This is a genomic window from Dongia sp. (genome assembly GCF_041909655.1).
In the GTDB taxonomy this organism is placed as follows: Bacteria; Pseudomonadota; Alphaproteobacteria; order Dongiales; family Dongiaceae; genus Dongia.
Genome location: NZ_JAYRDA010000003.1, coordinates 512,315 through 530,104 on the forward strand (window position 1 = coordinate 512,315; position 17,790 = coordinate 530,104).

21 protein-coding genes are annotated in these 17,790 nt (G+C 63.0%); 17 read left to right on the top strand and 4 right to left on the bottom strand.

The window, feature by feature from the left end:
* Positions 1 to 22: 22 nt before the first annotated feature.
* The 7 genes from ACE3PR_RS08675 (at position 23) to ACE3PR_RS08705 (ending at position 5,220) form a co-directional block, all read left to right on the top strand.
* Complete coding sequence (locus ACE3PR_RS08675; RefSeq protein WP_374370626.1) at positions 23 to 391, top strand: response regulator; 369 nt, start codon at positions 23 to 25, stop codon at positions 389 to 391.
* 142 nt (positions 392 to 533) lie between these two features.
* Positions 534 to 719 carry a periplasmic nitrate reductase, NapE protein gene (gene napE / locus ACE3PR_RS08680; protein ID WP_374370628.1) on the top strand — a complete coding sequence of 62 codons (186 nt, stop codon included), beginning with the start codon at positions 534 to 536 and terminating at the stop codon, positions 717 to 719.
* Positions 720 to 729: 10 nt separating this feature from the next.
* The gene (napF, locus tag ACE3PR_RS08685; RefSeq protein ID WP_374370631.1) at positions 730 to 1,260 is read left to right on the top strand and encodes a ferredoxin-type protein NapF; all 531 of its coding nucleotides are present in this window, start codon (positions 730 to 732) and stop codon (positions 1,258 to 1,260) included.
* Positions 1,250 to 1,510 (top strand): chaperone NapD, encoded by a 261-nt coding sequence (locus tag ACE3PR_RS08690; RefSeq protein ID WP_374370634.1) that lies wholly within the window; start codon positions 1,250 to 1,252, stop codon positions 1,508 to 1,510. Before napF ends, ACE3PR_RS08690 begins: the two co-directional genes overlap by 11 nt.
* Before the next feature lie 4 nt (positions 1,511 to 1,514).
* Positions 1,515 to 4,013 (top strand): periplasmic nitrate reductase subunit alpha, encoded by a 2,499-nt coding sequence (gene napA, locus ACE3PR_RS08695; RefSeq protein WP_374370780.1) that lies wholly within the window; start codon positions 1,515 to 1,517, stop codon positions 4,011 to 4,013.
* Positions 4,010 to 4,492, top strand: coding sequence for a nitrate reductase cytochrome c-type subunit (locus tag ACE3PR_RS08700; RefSeq protein ID WP_374370637.1), 483 nt, complete (start codon positions 4,010 to 4,012; stop codon positions 4,490 to 4,492). The genes napA and ACE3PR_RS08700 overlap by 4 nt, the downstream gene beginning before the upstream one ends.
* A gap of 11 nt (positions 4,493 to 4,503) precedes the next feature.
* On the top strand, positions 4,504 to 5,220 hold the full coding sequence (locus ACE3PR_RS08705; protein ID WP_374370782.1) for a cytochrome c3 family protein: 717 nt from the start codon (positions 4,504 to 4,506) through the stop codon (positions 5,218 to 5,220).
* Positions 5,221 to 5,462: 242 nt separating this feature from the next.
* Here the strand turns inward: ACE3PR_RS08705 and ACE3PR_RS08710 are convergent, their stop codons facing one another.
* Positions 5,463 to 6,008, bottom strand: a complete 546-nt coding sequence (locus ACE3PR_RS08710; protein WP_374370640.1) for a PAS domain-containing protein — start codon at positions 6,006 to 6,008, stop codon at positions 5,463 to 5,465.
* Between the two features lie 209 nt (positions 6,009 to 6,217).
* Here ACE3PR_RS08710 and ACE3PR_RS08715 point away from each other — a divergent pair, with 209 nt between their 5' ends.
* Positions 6,218 to 6,382, top strand: a complete 165-nt coding sequence (locus tag ACE3PR_RS08715; protein ID WP_374370643.1) for a DUF3309 family protein — start codon at positions 6,218 to 6,220, stop codon at positions 6,380 to 6,382.
* Between the two features lie 48 nt (positions 6,383 to 6,430).
* Here ACE3PR_RS08715 and ACE3PR_RS08720 read toward each other — a convergent pair whose 3' ends face one another.
* A complete protein-coding gene (locus ACE3PR_RS08720; protein WP_374370646.1) occupies positions 6,431 to 7,864 on the bottom strand; it encodes an MFS transporter in 1,434 nt (477 codons plus the stop codon).
* Between the two features lie 148 nt (positions 7,865 to 8,012).
* Between ACE3PR_RS08720 and ACE3PR_RS08725 the strand changes: the two genes are divergently transcribed.
* On the top strand, positions 8,013 to 8,912 hold the full coding sequence (locus ACE3PR_RS08725; protein ID WP_374370649.1) for a LysR family transcriptional regulator: 900 nt from the start codon (positions 8,013 to 8,015) through the stop codon (positions 8,910 to 8,912).
* Between the two features lie 224 nt (positions 8,913 to 9,136).
* Here ACE3PR_RS08725 and ACE3PR_RS08730 read toward each other — a convergent pair whose 3' ends face one another.
* The gene (locus ACE3PR_RS08730) at positions 9,137 to 9,532 is read right to left on the bottom strand and encodes a hypothetical protein (protein WP_374370652.1); all 396 of its coding nucleotides are present in this window, start codon (positions 9,530 to 9,532) and stop codon (positions 9,137 to 9,139) included.
* Positions 9,533 to 9,636: 104 nt separating this feature from the next.
* Here ACE3PR_RS08730 and ACE3PR_RS08735 point away from each other — a divergent pair, with 104 nt between their 5' ends.
* The 7 genes from ACE3PR_RS08735 (at position 9,637) to ACE3PR_RS08765 (ending at position 15,787) form a co-directional block, all read left to right on the top strand.
* Complete coding sequence (locus ACE3PR_RS08735) at positions 9,637 to 10,707, top strand: ABC transporter ATP-binding protein (protein WP_374370654.1); 1,071 nt, start codon at positions 9,637 to 9,639, stop codon at positions 10,705 to 10,707.
* 91 nt (positions 10,708 to 10,798) lie between these two features.
* Entirely contained in the window at positions 10,799 to 12,106 is a 1,308-nt protein-coding gene (locus ACE3PR_RS08740; protein ID WP_374370657.1) for an ABC transporter substrate-binding protein, read from the top strand.
* 213 nt (positions 12,107 to 12,319) lie between these two features.
* Positions 12,320 to 13,252 carry a carbohydrate ABC transporter permease gene (locus tag ACE3PR_RS08745; protein ID WP_374370660.1) on the top strand — a complete coding sequence of 311 codons (933 nt, stop codon included), beginning with the start codon at positions 12,320 to 12,322 and terminating at the stop codon, positions 13,250 to 13,252.
* Positions 13,252 to 14,142 (top strand): carbohydrate ABC transporter permease, encoded by an 891-nt coding sequence (locus tag ACE3PR_RS08750; protein WP_374370663.1) that lies wholly within the window; start codon positions 13,252 to 13,254, stop codon positions 14,140 to 14,142. The genes ACE3PR_RS08745 and ACE3PR_RS08750 overlap by 1 nt, the downstream gene beginning before the upstream one ends.
* A 77-nt stretch (positions 14,143 to 14,219) precedes the next feature.
* Positions 14,220 to 14,756 (top strand): PAS domain-containing protein, encoded by a 537-nt coding sequence (locus tag ACE3PR_RS08755; protein ID WP_374370666.1) that lies wholly within the window; start codon positions 14,220 to 14,222, stop codon positions 14,754 to 14,756.
* A gap of 48 nt (positions 14,757 to 14,804) precedes the next feature.
* Positions 14,805 to 15,182: a DUF427 domain-containing protein gene (locus ACE3PR_RS08760; RefSeq protein WP_374370669.1), complete on the top strand. Its 378-nt coding sequence runs from the start codon at positions 14,805 to 14,807 to the stop codon at positions 15,180 to 15,182.
* A 182-nt stretch (positions 15,183 to 15,364) separates the two neighbouring features.
* Positions 15,365 to 15,787: a VOC family protein gene (locus ACE3PR_RS08765; protein WP_374370784.1), complete on the top strand. Its 423-nt coding sequence runs from the start codon at positions 15,365 to 15,367 to the stop codon at positions 15,785 to 15,787.
* A gap of 6 nt (positions 15,788 to 15,793) precedes the next feature.
* Here ACE3PR_RS08765 and ACE3PR_RS08770 read toward each other — a convergent pair whose 3' ends face one another.
* Positions 15,794 to 16,537 carry a DUF3047 domain-containing protein gene (locus ACE3PR_RS08770; protein WP_374370672.1) on the bottom strand — a complete coding sequence of 248 codons (744 nt, stop codon included), beginning with the start codon at positions 16,535 to 16,537 and terminating at the stop codon, positions 15,794 to 15,796.
* 41 nt (positions 16,538 to 16,578) lie between these two features.
* Here ACE3PR_RS08770 and ACE3PR_RS08775 point away from each other — a divergent pair, with 41 nt between their 5' ends.
* Entirely contained in the window at positions 16,579 to 17,745 is a 1,167-nt protein-coding gene (locus tag ACE3PR_RS08775) for an MFS transporter (RefSeq protein WP_374370675.1), read from the top strand.
* The last annotated feature ends 45 nt before the right edge of the window (positions 17,746 to 17,790 follow it).

The window sequence follows — 17,790 nt, forward strand, 5'->3', positions numbered from 1 at the left end:
AAACGCGAAGGTTTGGTTAAAGATGAAGAAAGTGATCGTCATTGATGACAATGCCGCCATCGGTTTGATGGTGACGCGGATGCTGGATGGCAGCGCCTATCGCTGTACCGCCTTGACTTCGGGCGTGAACCTCATCGATCATTTGCTGGCCGAGCCGGTCGATCTGCTTATCACCGATATCCTGATGCCGAATGTGGAAGGGATGGAGATCATCATGTCGGTCCGCAACACCTTTCCCGATCTGCCTATCGTCGCCATGTCGGGCGGCGGCCATGCCGTCGGCAAGGATGTGCTGCTGAGCGCCCAGCATCTCGGTGCCCGCGCCGTCCTCGCCAAGCCTTTTACCCGCGCCGAATTGCTGGCGGCGATCGATCAGGCCTTCGCCGGCTGAACGCTCGGAAAACGAGGCCGCAGCGCTATTGCGTCGCACGCGCGAGAAGGCAAGGCATCTTTACTAATTAGCTGCATCTAATATACTGATTAACAGAAAAGCCGAGAAAATCGCGCCAACCTGTGACTGTCAGGAGAGCCAGATGAGTGTTTCGGATCCGGCCGGCCATGCGCCCACCCCCGCGGGGCGCTCTCGTCACCGCAGCGAAACGCTCACCTTTCTCTTTCTCACCATCTTCCTCGCACCCTTTCTGGCCGTGGCTTTTGTCGGCGGCTACGGCTTCCTGATCTGGATCTATCAGATCTTCACCGGCCCGCCGGGGTCGTGAGCGTAATGTCATGAACAAGAGCGGCATCGATAGATCGCGCCGCGCCTTTCTCTTCGGCGCGCCCGCTTTGCGTCCGCGTGCCATGCGGCCGCCCTGGTCGCTGGGCGAGATGGATTTCGCCGCCGCCTGCACCGGCTGCGGCGATTGCCTCACCGCTTGTCCGGAATCCATCCTCAAGCTTGATGCCGATCAATTGGCGACGGTCGATTTCACCCAGGGCCAGAATGCCTGCACCTTCTGCGGCGCCTGTGCCGAAAGCTGCGCGGAGCCTGCTTTCCTCGCCCCCGAAGATCGCAACGCCGCCGCGTCCTGGACCTGGCGCGCTTTGGTGAAGGAAACCTGCCTCACTCATGAAGGCGTGATGTGCCAAAGCTGCAAGGATGCCTGCGGCGACAACGCCATTCACTTCACCTATGGCGCGGCCCGCGTGGCGCAACCCGTGATCGATCTTGATCTATGCACCGGCTGCGGCGCCTGCCAGGCGCCCTGTCCCGCCGAGGCTATCGCATTCGTAATGACGGAATCCACGCATGCCGCATGAGACTCACATCTCCAGCATTGTCGTGCATGTGCGCCCGGATTGTCAGGCGGCGGCCGTTGCGCGCATCGCCGCCCTGGCCGGCGCCGAGATTCACGGCGAGAGCAGCGAAGGCAAGCTCGTCGTCGTGCTGGAGACACCCTCCGAGGGCGACATCCTCGCCCATATCACGGCGATCAACGAGATGCCGGGCATCGTTGCCACCTCGCTGATCTATCACGAGATCGATTCATCTCCGCCAGAGGAGACTTAAGATGTTGAAACTCACCCGCCGTCAGGCGATCAAGGCCAAGGCCGCCGCCATCGCCGCGACCGTCGCCGGCATCCCCGCCGTCCAGGCGGCCAATGGTATCATCCCCGGCGACGAGGCCAGGCTCGAATGGTCGAAGGCGCCCTGCCGCTTCTGCGGCACCGGCTGCGGCGTCATGGTGGCGGTGCGCGACAACCAGGTGGTCGCCACCCATGGCGACATCCATGCCGAGGTCAATCGCGGCCTCAATTGCGTCAAGGGCTACTTCCTCTCGAAGATCATGTATGGCGCCGACCGCCTGACGCAGCCCTTGCTGCGCATGAAGGACGGCGTCTATGCCAAGGACGGCGCGTTCCAGCCGGTGAGTTGGGAACGCGCCTTCGACGAAATGGCCGCGCAATGGAAGCGCGTCATCAAGGAGAAAGGCCCGACGGCGGTCGGCATGTTCGGTTCCGGCCAATGGACCGTGTGGGAAGGTTACGCGGCCTTGAAGCTGATGAAGGCCGGCTTCCGCTCCAACAATCTCGATCCCAATGCGCGCCATTGCATGGCCTCGGCGGCGGTGGGCTTCATGCGCACCTTCGGCATGGACGAGCCGATGGGCTGCTATGACGACATCGAGGCCGCCGATGCCTTCGTGCTCTGGGGCTCCAACATGGCCGAGATGCATCCCATCCTCTGGACCCGTGTCGCGGACCGGCGCCTCTCCAACCCGCATGTCAAGGTCGCGGTCATGTCGACCTTCGAGCATCGGAGTTTCGATCTCGCCGACATCCCGATGGTGTTCACGCCGCAGACCGATCTCGCCATCCTCAATTTCATCGCCCATCACATCATCTCGACCGACCGCGTCAACAAGGCCTTCGTCGAGAAGCACACCACCTTCCGCCGCGGCGTTACCGATATCGGCTATGGCCTCCGCCCGGATCATCCGCGCGAAGCGCCGGCGACGCATGCCAAGGACGCCAATGATTCGGTGCCGATGACTTTCGAGGAATTCGCCGCCTTCGTCGCCGATTACGATGTCGACAAGGTGGCGGAAATGAGCGGCGTGCCCAAGGAACGCCTCCTCGAACTGGCCGAACTTTATGCCGATCCCGGCATCAAGGTGATGTCCTTCTGGACCATGGGCTTCAACCAGCACACGCGCGGTGTCTGGTGCAACAACATGGTCTACAACATCCATCTCTTGACCGGTAAAATCTCCGAGCCCGGCAATTCGCCTTTCTCCCTCACCGGCCAGCCTTCGGCCTGCGGCACCGCGCGCGAGGTGGGCACGTTCAGCCATCGCCTCCCCGCCGACATGGTGGTGACCAACCCTGAGCACCGGAAACATGCCGAAGAAATCTGGCAGCTTCCCGACGGCACCATCCCGGAAAAGCCCGGCTATCACGCCGTGCTGCAGAACCGCATGCTGAAGGACGGCAAGCTCAACGCCTATTGGGTCCAGGTCAACAACAACATGCAGGCCGGGGCCAACATGAACGAGGAAGGCTGGCCCGGCTATCGCAACCCGGAAAACTTCATCACCGTCTCCGATGCCTATCCGACCGTGACCGCCATGGCCGCCGATCTCATCCTTCCCACCGCCATGTGGGTCGAGAAGGAAGGTGCCTATGGGAATGCCGAACGCCGCACCCATTTCTGGCACCAATTGGTGACGGCGCCCGGCGAATCCCGCTCGGATCTCTGGCAGATCATGGAATTCTCCACCCGCTTCACGATGGAGGAGGTCTGGCCGGCGGAATTCCTCGATGCCAACCCGCAATTCAAGGGGAAGTCGCTCTTCGACGTGCTCTTTGCCAACGGCACCACCAATAAATATCCGGTGAGCGAGATCGAGGAAGGCTACGGCAATCACGAATCCGAGGCCTTCGGCTTCTATGTGCAGAAAGGCCTGTTCGAGGAATATGCCGGTTTCGGCCGCGGCCATGGCCATGACCTCGCGCCCTTCGACACCTATCACAAGGTGCGCGGCTTGCGCTGGCCGGTGGTGAATGGCGAGGAAACCCGCTGGCGCTACCGCGAAGGCCTCGACCCTTATGTGGAAGCGGGGAGCGAGGTTCAGTTCTACGGCTACAAGGACAAGAAGGCGCTGATCTTCGCGCTCCCCTACGAGCCGGCGGCGGAAGCCCCCGACGAGGAATACGACATGTGGCTCTCCACGGGGCGCGTGCTCGAACATTGGCATTCCGGCTCGATGACAAGGCGCGTGCCGGAGCTTAACCGCGCCGTTCCCAACGCGCTCTGCTACATGCATCCCGAGGATGCCAAGAAGCGCGATGTGCGGCGTGGCGACGAGGTTAAGGTCATCTCCCGGCGCGGCGAGATCCGTGTCCGTGTCGAGACCCGGGGGCGCAACAAGCCGCCCCGCGGACTCATCTTCGTCCCCTGGTTCGACGAGGGCCGCCTCATCAACAAGGTGACGCTGGACGCGACCGATCCCATTTCCAAACAGACCGATTTCAAGAAATGCGCGGTCCGTGTCGAAAAGGTGATGTCATGAGGGCGCGTCTTGTCATAACGCTGGCGGCTGCCATCTGCGGCCTTGCCGGTATTGCTCTGGCACAGGATGCGGTGGTGACACCACTGCGCGGCGCCGTGGCGCCCACCGAGGAAGCGGCACCCCCGCCCGTCTACAAGGAAGTGAACGACGACAAAAGGCGCGCCCGAAATTACCCGGAACAGCCGCCGGTGATCCCGCACAACATCCGCGACTATCCGATTACGCTCAACGCCAATAAATGCATGACCTGCCACACGCGCGAATTCACCGCGCAATCCCAGGCGCCGATGATCAGCATCACCCATTTCATGGACCGCGAGGGCCAGGTCCTGGCAACCGTGACGCCGCGCCGCTATTTCTGCACCCAATGCCATGTGACGCAATCGGAAGCCCCGGATCTGGTCGAGAACCAGTTCATGCCGATCGAGGAGATCCTGCGTGCCTTCCGTGAGAAGGAAGGCGAGGAGCCCAACCCATGATCGCCCCTGCCATGATCCGGCGTCTTTGGAACTGGGGCTGGCGGCTGGTCAGGGACATCTGGTTCGTCCTGCTGCGCCCCAGCGTGCATTACAGCTTGGGCTTCCTCACCATCGGCGGGTTCCTGGCCGGCATCGTCTTCTGGGGCGGCTTCAACACGGCCCTCGAGCTCACCAATACCGAGACCTTCTGCATCTCGTGCCACGAGATGCGCGACAACGTCTATGCCGAGCTGCAATCGACCATCCATTTCACCAACCGCTCCGGCGTGCGCGCGACCTGCCCGGATTGCCATGTGCCGCATAAATGGACCGACAAGATCGCGCGCAAGATGCAGGCCTCGAAGGAGGTCTGGGGCAAGATCTTCGGCACCATCTCGACCCGCGAGAAGTTCCTCGATAAGCGCCGCGAACTCGCCGAACACGAATGGACGCGGTTGAAGGCCAACGATTCGCTGGAATGCCGCAACTGCCACGATTTCGAATATATGGATTTCACGCGCCAGAACACCCGCGCGGCATCCGCCCATTCCACCTATCTCGCCTCGGGGGAAAAGACCTGCATCGATTGCCACAAGGGCATCGCCCATCAGCTTCCCGACATGAAGGGTGTGCCCGGCTGGGATGCGACCCACGCCCCCTATCTCGAAACGCCCAACGGCTCGGTTGCTGACCGCGTCACCCGCATGGCCCGGGCCCTGCGTGATCTCGAACCGGTGGTCACGGAGTAACACCACTCCTCGCTTGTCATCCCCGGCCTGAACGGGGGATCCATGGATCGATTAACTAGCTCGTCCCGTCGACGCTATTATTGTTATGGAACTGCTCTTGTTGTCATGGCCCGATTTAGTCGGGCCATCCACGAGTTTGCCGGCAAGCGATGAAAATAACTCGTGGATCCCCCGCCCCAGCCGATCTATGTCGGCCTACGCCGACGGTATGGGGGGATGACAATGCAATTGACGGCTCGCACTTACGCCCTTTTGCGGATCATCGGCTGCGGGCGCTCGTCCTTGAACCACAAGGTGTGGCTGTAGAGCATGATCATGTTGATCGCGCTGCCGTCCTGCGACAGCGGCAGGAACAAAACCTCGCCGGTCTCGACCCGCGTCGGAAAGGGCTGGTAGGTGCCGCGATAGAGCACCGGCCGGCGCGTGCTCACGACCTGGTCCAAATAATTCGTGGTCGATTCCGCCGATTCCGCGTAATAGGCCTCGCCCACGGCCTTGCCCGTCGGGTCCTTGCCACGCATCTCCACATCGCGCGTCCCCACCAGGCGATAGACATAGCGCCGCTCGTCCGGCACCAGGTCGATGAGGCAGAGAAGGGGCAGCAGCGCTTTGAGATCCGCCGGATCGATATCGGCGCGCCCCGGCATCTCGCGCAGGGCCCGCTTCTCGTTCCAGTAGGTATAGAGGGTCACAAGACTGTCATGGCATTCGGCAATCTGCGCCGCTTCCGCGCCGGCAGCCGCCGGTACCTCGTCCAGGACCCGTGTGGTTTCCAGTATTCGCTCCATGGGTAAATTGTCCCTTGAGCATCTTAACAACCCCCTAACGGGCGGGGCGGGGATCGGTTAGTTCCGGAAAATCACAGCTTTATCATTGGGTTATCAAATCTCTTGTGGCGTTCTCGCCGGCCCCCTCCACCCGGCGCCCCGCAGCGACGGGAACCTTTGACGGCTGAGCCCGGTTGTCGTCTTGAAACAATTTTTTTGAAAGAGAACCCATGAGCACGCTTTTGATCATCATCCTGCTGCTCGTCCTCTTCGGCGGTGGCGGCGGCTATTATGCGCACCGGAATTTCGGCGGCACCGGGCTGGGCGGCGTGCTGGGCCTCGTGCTCATTGTCCTGGTCGTGCTCTGGCTGACCGGCAATCTGCACACGATCTAGACCGGCAAAGAGGGCCCGGCAGCGGGCCCTCCACCGCACGATCCCCGCTCAGGCGCCGCGACGTCGAAACACGCGCCCGCCGAGGGCTATGCCAAGCGCCGCCACGGTCATCCCCGCCGCCACCAGGAAGGTGATGCGCATGCCGCCCGCGACCGAAACGGGATCGGCGATGGCGACGTCGCCTTCCCCAGATGCCAAGGCAAAGACCGCGCCCATGAACGAGGCGCCGGTAATGAGCCCCAGATTGCGGGCCAGATTGAGCATGCCCGAAATGACACCCCGTTGTGCCGGGTCGACATCCCGCATGACGGCGGTGTTGTTGGCCGCCTGGAACAGTTGATAACCCGGCGTCAGGATCGCGATGGCGGCGACATAGCCGGCAAGGCCGAACAACCCGGGCAGCAAGGCCAGGCCCAGCGCGCCCATCCCCATGGCGCCGAGGCCGCCGAGGATGATGGCGGAGGCCCCCATCCGGTCGACCAGACGCCCGGCCGGCACGCCGGTGAGGGCCGAGACGATGGGGCCGATCGCCAGCACGAAACCGACCAGCGCCGCGTTGAGCCCCAGGCTGCGGGCCAGATAGAACGGCCCCACCACCAGCGTCGCCATCATCACGGTCGAGACCAGCGCGTTCATGGCCAGGCTGGCGCTCAACCCCGCCTGGCGGAACGCCGCCAGCTTTATGAGGGGCGAGGCGAGGCGCGCCTGGCTGAACAGAAAAAGACCGGCGCCGAGGGCCGCCGCCGCCAGCAGAGCCAGATTGAGCCCCCCGAAATCGCCGCGCCCCAGCGTCATGGCCAGCGCATAGGCGGCCAAAGTGAGTGCCAGCAGCAACGTCCCCAGACGGTCGAAGGCCACGCGCCCACCCGCCGGTTTCCGGTCATCCGCCGGCAGATAGCGCCAGGCCAGATAGAAGGCGGCGATGCCCAGCGGCAGATTGACCAGAAAGATCGCCTGCCAGCCCAGAACCGCGATCAGCACACCGCCCAAAGACGGCCCCAGCGCGGTGCCGATCGCCGAGGTGGTGCCGAGCCAGCCCATGGCGCTGCCGGTCTTCGCCTTGGGCACGCTCTCGCCGACCAGGGCCATGGCCAGCGCCATCATGATCGCCGCCCCCAGGCCTTGCAGCGCCCGCGCGGCGATCAGCCATCCCAATTGCGGCGCCATCCCGCTCAATCCCGAGGCCAAGGTGAACAACAGCAGGCCATAGAGCAGCAGCCGGCGCCGGCCGATGATGTCGCCCAACCGCCCCACGCTGACGATGAGCGTGGTGATGGCCAGCAGATAGGCGATGACGATCCATTGCACCGCCTGGAAGCTGGCGCCGAAGGCCGTTGCCAGGCTCGGCAGGCCGACATTGGCGATGCTGGTGCCCAGCGACGACAGCAGCATGGCCAGCGACAGGGCAGCGAGTGCTCCGGTGACGGATCGATGGGGTGCCGCTACCGCGGCGGCTTCCGGATGGGCGCTGAGGGTCTTCAATTTGGTCTCCATTTCCAGTCCGTCCCGCGAAGGGAGGGCGTTCTTTGAAGACCTAGACCCCCGCGTCACAGGGCGGAAGGCGCAGCGATTGCACTCCATTCGTGCGTTTGACGCCACATCAGGGCCAAAATCGTGCTAATCTCGCCCCATGTCGACGCCCGATCTCAATCTGCTGGTCACCTTGGACGTGCTGTTGCGCGAGGGCAGTGTGGCCCGCGCCGCCCGGCATCTCCGCCTCAGCCCCTCGGCGATGAGCCGCGCGCTGGCGCGGCTGCGCGCAGCCACCGGCGATCCGCTCCTGGTCCGCGCCGGGCGCGGTCTCGTGCCCACACCCCGCGCGCTCGAACTCCGTGCCGAGGTGGGCGATGTGGTGAGTGCCGCGCAGGCAATCCTGCGCCCGGCGAAGAAGCTCGATTTGAAGCGCCTCTCGCGCACCTTCACTTTGCGCACGGGCGAGGGCTTCGTCGAAAATTTCGGCCCCGCCCTCGTGGCACTTGTTCAGGCGGCGGCCCCCGGCCTCCGGCTCAGCTTCGTGCCCAAGGTCGACCGCGACAGCGTTGCCTTGCGCGAGGGCAGCGTCGATCTCGAAACCGGCGTCATCGCCAAGGTGACGGGACCGGAAATCCGCGCCCAGGCGCTTATGCGCGACCGCTTCGTCGGCGTGGTGCGCAAGGGCCATCCGCTTGCCCGCGGCCGCTTGACACCCGCGCGCTACGCCGCCTGCCGCCATGTCGGCATCGCCCGGCGCGATGTCGAGAAAGGCCCGGTCGATCTCGCTCTGGAATCCCTCGGCCTTGCCCGCGACCTCGCCGTCACCGTCGGCGGCTTCTCCGGCGCCATCGCTCTCGCACGCGGTTCGGACCTCGTCGCCAGCGTCCCCGAACGCCACACCGGAATCCTGCGCGCCGGCATGCATACCTTCCCGCTCCCCTTCGACGTGCCGGAAGTCACCATCTCCCTCCTCTGGCACCCCCGCCAAGATTCCGACCCCGCCCACCACTGGCTCCGCGACTGCGTGCGCGAGGTGTGTGCGGGTGGGTCGGTGTAGTATCGAAGGCGGAGTAGCGCCCCACGCCAACAAACTCGCTGCAAAACCCTCTCCCTTCAGGGGGAGGGTAGGGTGGGGGCGAAAGTGAAGGTTGTTGGAAGATGGGGTGTCAATCGGGCGCTGCTGTATAAGAAAGTCGGCGAAGTTAGTGGGCGTTACGCCATTGTGGCGCAACCGCCCCCACCCGACGTTCCTGTGAGTTATTTAGGGGCGCTTTCGCCAGTTCAGAGCTTCAAATCCAACGCGCGCAGAAAGTCTTCCATACGAACCACCTGCTCATAAGGCGGATCTCCGAGAGATAAAACATCGATGATAGTTACTGTATTTTTTATCCTATCTATCATGAGATCAAAGCGATCGAAGTTTAATGTCAGTAACTCCGTAGGTCCACGCACGAGGCCAGCTTGAATGATTTGTCGCTGGGCATCGCGGCGCTCAAATTCGATAAATTCCTCAAACAGCGTCATGCACTTCACCATGGATGAGATGTTTGGATAACATTGGTACTTCTCCTGCAGAATTTGACTGATCAGAACACCAGCCACTTCAGCAAGCCACCCCCCCCTCCACCGCACTGCAGCAAAATTTGACGTCAATCCCTTCTTTGGTTGCGCTGTCATTTTCATCCCTCTATTGTCATACTTAATCACCAGCTTGATCTGGGTTAAGCGGCCTTAGGGCCGCGATAAAAGAAGCGTTTGAAAGACGGGAGGACAATTCGGGAATGGCGTCAGTCGAAATCCGCGACGTGCGCAAGGCCTTCGGGCCGGCGCAGATTCTTCATGGTGTGTCGGTCGATATCGCGGATGGCGAATTCGTCATTCTGGTCGGACCCTCCGGCTGCGGCAAATCCACGCTTTTGCGCATGATCGCGGGGCTGGAGAGCATCACCGGGGGCGAGATCCGTATCGCCGACCGCGTCGTCAACGACGTCCCGCCCAAGGAACGCGACATCGCCATGGTGTTCCAGAATTATGCGCTCTATCCGCATATGACCGTCGCCGCCAACATGGCCTTCTCGCTGAAGCTAAAAAAAGCGCCGCAGGCGGAGATCGATTCCCGCGTCACCAAGGCCGCCGACATCCTGGGCCTCACCCAATATCTCGACCGCTATCCCCGGCAATTGTCGGGCGGCCAGCGCCAGCGCGTCGCCATGGGCCGCGCCATCGTGCGCGACCCGCAAGTCTTCCTCTTCGACGAGCCGCTCTCCAACCTCGATGCCAAATTGCGCGTCGCCATGCGCGCCGAGGTGAAGGAGCTGCACCAGCGCCTGAAGACCACCACGGTCTATGTGACCCATGACCAGATCGAGGCCATGACCATGGCCGACAAGATCGTCGTCATGCATGACGGCAAGGTCGAGCAGATCGGCCAGCCTTTGGAGCTTTACGACCGGCCGGGCAATCGCTTCGTGGCCGGCTTCATCGGCTCGCCGGCGATGAATTTTGTCGAGGGCCGCATCGAAGCGGGTCCTGCTTTTGCCGGCGGCAATGGCGTGAAATTGCCGCTCGAAAACCTCGCCAGCGCCCATCAGGGCCGCGCCGTCACCCTGGGCGTGCGCCCGGAACATCTCCAGCTTGCCGAGGCGAATGCGGTGGGCGTTTTGCCGGCCGAGGTGGTGGTGGTCGAGCCCACCGGTTCCGAGGTGCAGGTGAATGCGCGCTTGGCTTCCGGCGAGGAAATCGTCGCCGTCTTCCGCGAGCGGCATCTGTTCCAGCCCGGCGAGAAGATCGGTTTGAAACCGATGCCGGGCCTCACCCATCTCTTCGACGGTACATCGGGGGAAAGACTCTAAAAAGGAACGGTGCCGTGCTGGGGAGCGCGGCGCGGTCTTAATAATCACCAAGCTTGATCAAACAAAGCGACCCAAACGGAGGAAATCGACCATGAGCTTTACCAGACGCGATCTTCTGAAGACCACGGCGGGCATCGGTGCCGCCGGCATGCTACCCTTGAGCGCCGGCAAGGCCTTCGCCCAGGACCTCTCCTACAAGCCGGAAGAGGGTGCCAGCTTGCGCATGCTCCGCTGGTCGCCTTTCGTGAAGGGCGACGAGGATGCCTGGCTCGCCAATACCAAGAAATTCACCGAGGCGACCGGTGTCGAAGTCCGCGTCGACAAGGAAAGCTGGGAAGACATCCGCCCGAAAGCCGCGGTCGCCGCCAATGTCGGCTCCGGCCCGGATCTGATGATGGTCTGGTTCGACGATCCCCATCAATATCCCGACAAGCTTTTGGACGTCAGCGAGCTTGCCGATTACCTCGGCAACAAATATGGCGGCTGGCATGAAGGCCCCAAGGAATACGCGACCCGCGACGGCAAGTTCATCGCTTTGCCCACCGCCACCATCGGCAACGCCATCGTCTACCGGAATTCCTGGGTGAAGGAAGCGGGCTGGTCGGAATTCCCGACCAAGACCGACGACTTCCTCGAGCTGTGCAAGGCGTTGCAGAAGAGCGGCCATCCGGTCGGCTTCACCCATGGCCATGGTGTGGGCGACGGCAACAACTATGCCCATTGGCTGCTCTGGAGCCATGGCGGCCAGATGGTCGACAAGGACGGCAATTGCACGATCAATTCGCCGGAAACGATGAAGGCGATCGAATACGCCCAGGCGCTCTACAAGACCTTCATCCCGGGCACCGAAGGCTGGCTCGACGTCAACAACAACCGCGCTTTCCTCGCCGGTGAATTGTCCGTCATCGCCAACGGCATCTCGGCCTATTACACGCCGAAGAACGATCCGGCGCAGCAGGAAATCGCGGCCGATATCCGCACCTGCCCGCTCCCCATCGGCCCCGTCGGCAAGTCGATCGAGCTCTATCAGGTGACCTCGTCGGTGATCTTCAAATACACGAAGTATCCGAACGCGGCCCGCGAATATCTCCGCTTCATGTTCGAGGCGGCCCAGATGGACAATTGGATCGCCGGTTCCTCGGGTTATTGCTGCAACACCTTGAAGGCCTACGATTCGAATCCGATCTGGACCTCGGATCCCAATTACGCGCCTTACGCCAAGGCCTCGGCGACCCTGCGCCCCAATGGTTACGCGGGTCCGCTGGGTTATGCCTCGGCGGCGGTGATGGCCGATTACGTGCTCGTCGACATGTTCGCCGAATCCGTGACCGGCGCCGCCACCCCGCAGGAAGCCATCGAAAAGGCGGAAAAGCGCATCAACCGCTACTACCGCGTCTAACACGTCGCACAAGGCTGGGTGGGTTTCGGCCCGCCCGGCCGGTTTTTTCGAGAGAGAGTTTGACGATTAGGGAAGCAAGTACCCCTCACCCCAACCCCTCTCCCCAAAGGGGCGAGGGGCTTTGAAGCAAGCTCGCTCGAAACTCCCTCGCCCCGCTTGCGGGGAGAGGGTTGGGGTGAGGGGTCTCTCCACGAAGTCAGGTACCGGATTCCAATGACAGCAACCACCACAAGCAGCAAACCGCTCCTCGCCCGCATCGAAGAAAGCCGCGGTGCGCTGGCTTTTCTGTTCATGCTGCCGGCGGCGGTGCTGCTGCTGCTCTTCCTCACCTATCCCCTGGGCCTCGGCGTCTGGCTGGGCTTCACCGACGAGCGGATCGGCCGCGAGGGCATCTTCATCGGCCTCGAGAATTACGAATATCTCTGGGACGACGACGTCTTCTGGCTCTCGGTCTTCAACACCATTCTCTATACCAGCGTCGCCTCGGCGCTGAAATTCGCGCTGGGTTTGTGGCTCGCCCTCATCCTCAACGAACATCTGCCGTTCAAGGCCTTCTTCCGCGCCATCGTGCTCCTCCCCTGGGTGGTGCCGACGGTGCTTTCGGCAATCGCCTTCTGGTGGATCTATGACGCGCAATTCTCGATCCTCTCCTGGGTCCTGATGGATTGGGGCTGGATCGACACGCCGATCAATTTCCTCGGCGATCCTACCAATGCGCGGGCTTCGGTGATCGCCGCCAATGTCTGGCGCGGCATTCCCTTCGTCGCCATCACGCTGCTCGCCGGCCTCCAAACCATCCCGCCCTCGCTCTACGAGGCGGCGACGCTCGACGGCGCCACCTCCTGGCAGCGTTTCCGCTTCGTCACCTTTCCGTTGCTCACCCCCATCATCGCCATCGTGATGACCTTCTCGGTGCTCTTCACCTTCACCGATTTCCAGCTCATCTATGTGCTGACCCGCGGCGGGCCGGTGAATGCCACCCATCTCATGGCAACGCTTTCCTTCCAGCGCGGCATTTCCGGCGGCAATCTCGGCGAGGGGGCGGCCATCGCGGTCGCCATGATCCCCTTCCTCCTGGCCGCCATTCTCTTCAGCTATTTCGGCCTCCAGCGCCGGCGCTGGCAGCAAGGCGGGGGAGACAATTAATGTCCGTGCAATATGTCGACATGAAAGCCGGCGACGAAGGCGGGATGAAATACTTGAACCGCCTGCCGCGGCGCATCGTCACCATCTATCTGCCGCTGGCGGTCTTCGTCTTCGTGCTGCTGTTCCCGTTCTACTGGATGGCGGTGACGGCGGTGAAGCCCAATAACGAGCTCACCAATTACAAGGATTTCAGCCCGTTCTGGGTGATCGAACCGACCCTCGATCACATCAAATACCTGCTCTTCGAGACCTCCTATCCGGGCTGGCTGTGGAACACGGTGATCATCTCGGTGGCGGCGACGGTGCTGTCGCTGGCGGCCTCCGTCTTCGCGGCCTATGCGATCGAGCGCCTCCGGTTCCAGGGCTCGCGCCAGGTGGGCTTGGCCATCTTCATGGCCTATCTGGTCCCGCCCTCGATCCTCTTCATTCCCCTGGCGGTGATGGTGTTCCAGCTCGGGCTCTACGACACGCGCTTTGCCCTCATCCTCACCTATCCGACCTTCCTCATTCCCTTCTGCACCTGGCTGCTGATGGGCTATTTCCGCTCGATCCCATTCGAGCTCGAGGAATGCGCTTTGATCGACGGCGCCACGCGCTGGCAGATCCTGACGCGGATCGTGCTGCCGCTGGCGGTGCCCGGCCTCATCTCCGCCGGCATCTTCGCCTTCACCCTCTCCTGGAACGAGTTCATCTATGCTTTGACCTTCATCCAGTCCTCCGAGGTGAAGACCGTGCCGGTGGGTGTCCTCACCGAATTGGTGCGCTCCGACGTCTATGAATGGGGCTCGCTGATGGCGGGTGCCCTGATCGGCTCGCTCCCCGTGGTCATTCTCTATTCCTTCTTCGTCGAGCATTACGTCTCGTCCATGACCGGGGCGGTCAAAGAATAGGGGACCGGGGCGGTAAAGGAATAAGCGCGCACCTAGCGGTAGTAATTCCTTTACCTTTTCCCGCTTAACCTGCGGGGATGGAGCTCAAAGCCAGTTTCCGCGTGCTCGGACCCGGCGAGCGGCCCGGTTTCCGGTCGGAACGTGTCGCCGCGTTTCACGATTATTGGCTGGGCCTCGGCCGTGACGGCGGCCTGCCGCCGCGCGCAGCACTCGATCCCGCCGATATGCGCCCGCTGCTCCCCTATGTGATGATCATCGATCTCGAAGGGGAGGCGGATTTCCGCGTCCGCTACCGGCTCGTGGGCACGGCGGTCGCCAAATTTTCCGGCCTCGATTTCACCGGCCATTATCTCGACCAGCTCGATTTCGACGTCTGCACCACCGAGGATCTCTACAAGGCCTATCGCGAAATCCGCGCCGCTTGCGCGCCCGGTCTCGGCATCGCCTTCGCGACACTCGAGGAGAACCAGGTGATGGATGTCGAATACCTGATCTGCCCCCTGGCCCCGGAGGCGCCGGGCGATCTCATCCGGCAATGCGTCGCCATCGAGGATTACATGCCCTCCGCAGGCTTCGACCCCCATCGCATCAAGCTCGGCCGCAAGACCTTCTGATCTTCTGCTATCCTGGCGGTATCTCACCCCGTTTCAGGAGCGCCGCTCATGACCAGCACCGCACATGCCATGAAAATCCCCGGCCCCGATCACCCGATTACGATCGCCCGCCATTCCGGCCGCGTGGTCGTCAAAGCCGCCGGCCGCGTCATCGCCGATTCAACGAACGCCCTGGTCCTGCGCGAAGCACAATACCCACCCGCCTATTACATCCCGCGCGAAGACGCCGACATGCATTCCCTCGAGCCCAGCAGCCACAGCACCTATTGCCCCTATAAGGGCCCGTGCAGCTATTTCAGCATCAAGGGCAGCGAGCTGGGCCGGAACGCGGTGTGGAGCTACGAAACGCCCTACGATGCCGTGGCCGACATCAAAGGCCACCTCGCCTTCTACCCGGACCGGGTGGATTCGATCGAGGTGGGGTGAGGGAGGCGCTGTCGTCCCCTTTGGGGGCAATCGCATCGACCCAAATTCGTCATGCCCGGGCTTGACCCGGGCATCCACTCTCTCAACTGCACCAGTGGATCCCCGGGACTTCGCCCGGGGATGACGGTAGAGTAAATACCGAAGCCAATGTACTGACCATGCGGAGAAAGACTGCGGTGCCCATGCTCCACCACATCTCCCTCGGTGTCACCGATCTTGCCCGTGCCGCTGCGTTCTACGACGCAGCTTTGGCGCCCTTGGGTTATGTGCGCGTGTGGTCGGACATCCGTCCCGGGGAAGGGGATCAGGCGGTGGGGTATGGCCTGCCCGGCGGGGGCGACAAGCTCGCCTTGAAGCAGGTGAAGGCCGAGGTCCTGAAAGCCGGCAGCCTCGTGCCGGGTGCGGGCTATCATTTCGCCTTCACCGCTCCCAGCCGCGCTGCCGTCGATGCCTTCCACAAAGCCGCCCTTTCACAAGGCGGCGGCGATAACGGCGCCCCTGGCCTGCGGCCCTCTTACGGCGATCACTATTACGCCGCCTTCGTCACCGATCCCGACGGCAACCGCCTCGAGGCGGTGATTACATTGCCGGCTAGGGAAGGATAGCGTGGCTCACTCGGCTTCGAAGGTGATGTCGCCATACCAGCCCTGGCTCACCCCGCCGGCATTGTCGGCATCGGTCATGAGGGCGGTGACGTCGATGCGGGTGATGTCCTCGCCGAACAACGCTTTGAAATCCTCGCGCAGATTGCGGCGGTGCCTGCGGATGGTGCCCGCATCGCCCGTGCCGCTGTCGATGGCAATCTGCTTCACCCCATCGGCGAAGGGGTTGGTCCAATGGGTCCCCGCGGGCTGCGACAGGGACCAGACATATTGCAGGGCGATCGTGTCGAGGTTGAAGAAGCCGCGCTTGACCACGAAATAGAGCCGCAGCGGATGATCGTCACCCGCTTTGACGCGCGGGTCCAGCCCGGCGCGGCCCTCGCCCAAGGCCCAGGACCAGGTAACGACGGGTGTCTTCGTGAGGTCGATCTCGATCTCGCGGTAGAGGCCCGAGGCGCTGCCATCGGCACGCGCTGCCAATCCCGTCAGGCCTTCCCTGGTCTCCAGCCGGTAGCGCGTCTCGCCCTGGAACCTCTCAATCTTCCAGCCGTCAAGATCGCCGGCCGCAAAGGCGCCGATGATACGCCGCGTTTCCGCAGCTGGCGCGGCGACGGCGCAGCTCGCCATCATGCAGGCGAGCAACAGGTCACGGAACTGGCGCAGGATGATCATGACACCGATACGGATCGCCACCGCCTTTGGTTTCATGCCGGCGTGAAACAAGGCGGGATTGCCGCCGCTGCTTCGTCTCACTAGACTGCGCGGCCCTGCATTCCTTCAGAAACCCGACCCCCGTGACCCAGCCTCATCCCACCCCCGGCCATCCCATCCCTGGACGCGCCGAGCAGATCTCGACGCGCGTCATGTTCTTCTTTCTGGGCTTCGTGCTCGCGGCCTGGGCGCCGCTCATTCCCTACGCCAAGGCGCGGACCGGATTGGATGAGAGCGGCCTCGGGCTGATGCTGCTCTGTTTCGGCCTGGGCTCGCTCATCTCGATGCCGCTCGCGGGTGCCATCACCACGCGGGTCGGCTGCCGCGCGGCGATCCTTGCTTCCGGCATCGCGGTCTCGCTCATCTTTCCGCTGCTCTCGCTCATCGCCTTCGCACCCCTCCTCGCCGCAACGCTCTTTCTCTTTGGCTTTGCCATCGGCCTTGCGGAAGTGGGCGTCAACGTCCAGGGCATCATTGTGGCAAAGGCGGCGCCCAAGCCGCTCCTCTCCGGCTTTCACGGCCTTTTCAGCGTGGGCGGCATCGTGGGGGCGGGCGGGGTCAGTCTGCTCATCTGGTTCGGCCTCACGCCTCTCCCCATCGCCATCATCGTCACGGCGCTGGTGGTGCTGCAGCTCGTCCTCTCGGCGCGGCATCTCCTCCCTTACGGCAATACGGATGGTGGCCGCACGCCGCTTTTCGTGCGGCCGCGCGGGCTGGTGCTCTTCATCGGCTCGCTCTGCTTCATCGTTTTCCTGGTCGAGGGTGCGATGCTGGATTGGAGCGCTTTGTTCCTCACCACCTTGCGCGGCTTCGGCGCGGCCGAGGCGGGAACCGGCTATGCCGCCTTCGCGCTTGCGATGACCATCGGACGGTTGACCGGCGACCGCATCGTGGCAGGGCTGGGCGGGATGCGCGTGCTGGTCGTGGGCGGCTTTGTCGTGATGGCGGGCTTTGCGCTCGCGGTCCTGGTGCCGCACGGCCTCGCGGCCCTCGGCGGCTTCGTGCTCATCGGGCTCGGGGCCTCCAACATCGTGCCGGTCTTCTATCTCGCCATCGGCCATCAGCGCGTGATGCCGCCCGGCCATGCCATCGCCGCGGTGACGGCCTTGGGCTATGCCGGCATCCTGATCGGCCCCGCCTTCATCGGCTTCGTTGCCGACGTGACCGGCCTCGCCATCGCCTTTGCGCTGGTGGGCGCATTGATGCTGGCCGTGCCGTTGAGTGCCAAAAAAGTGACGTCGGGAAGGTGACGCGGGTAAAATAATACAGGATCGAGGGGCGTGACACCGTCCCTT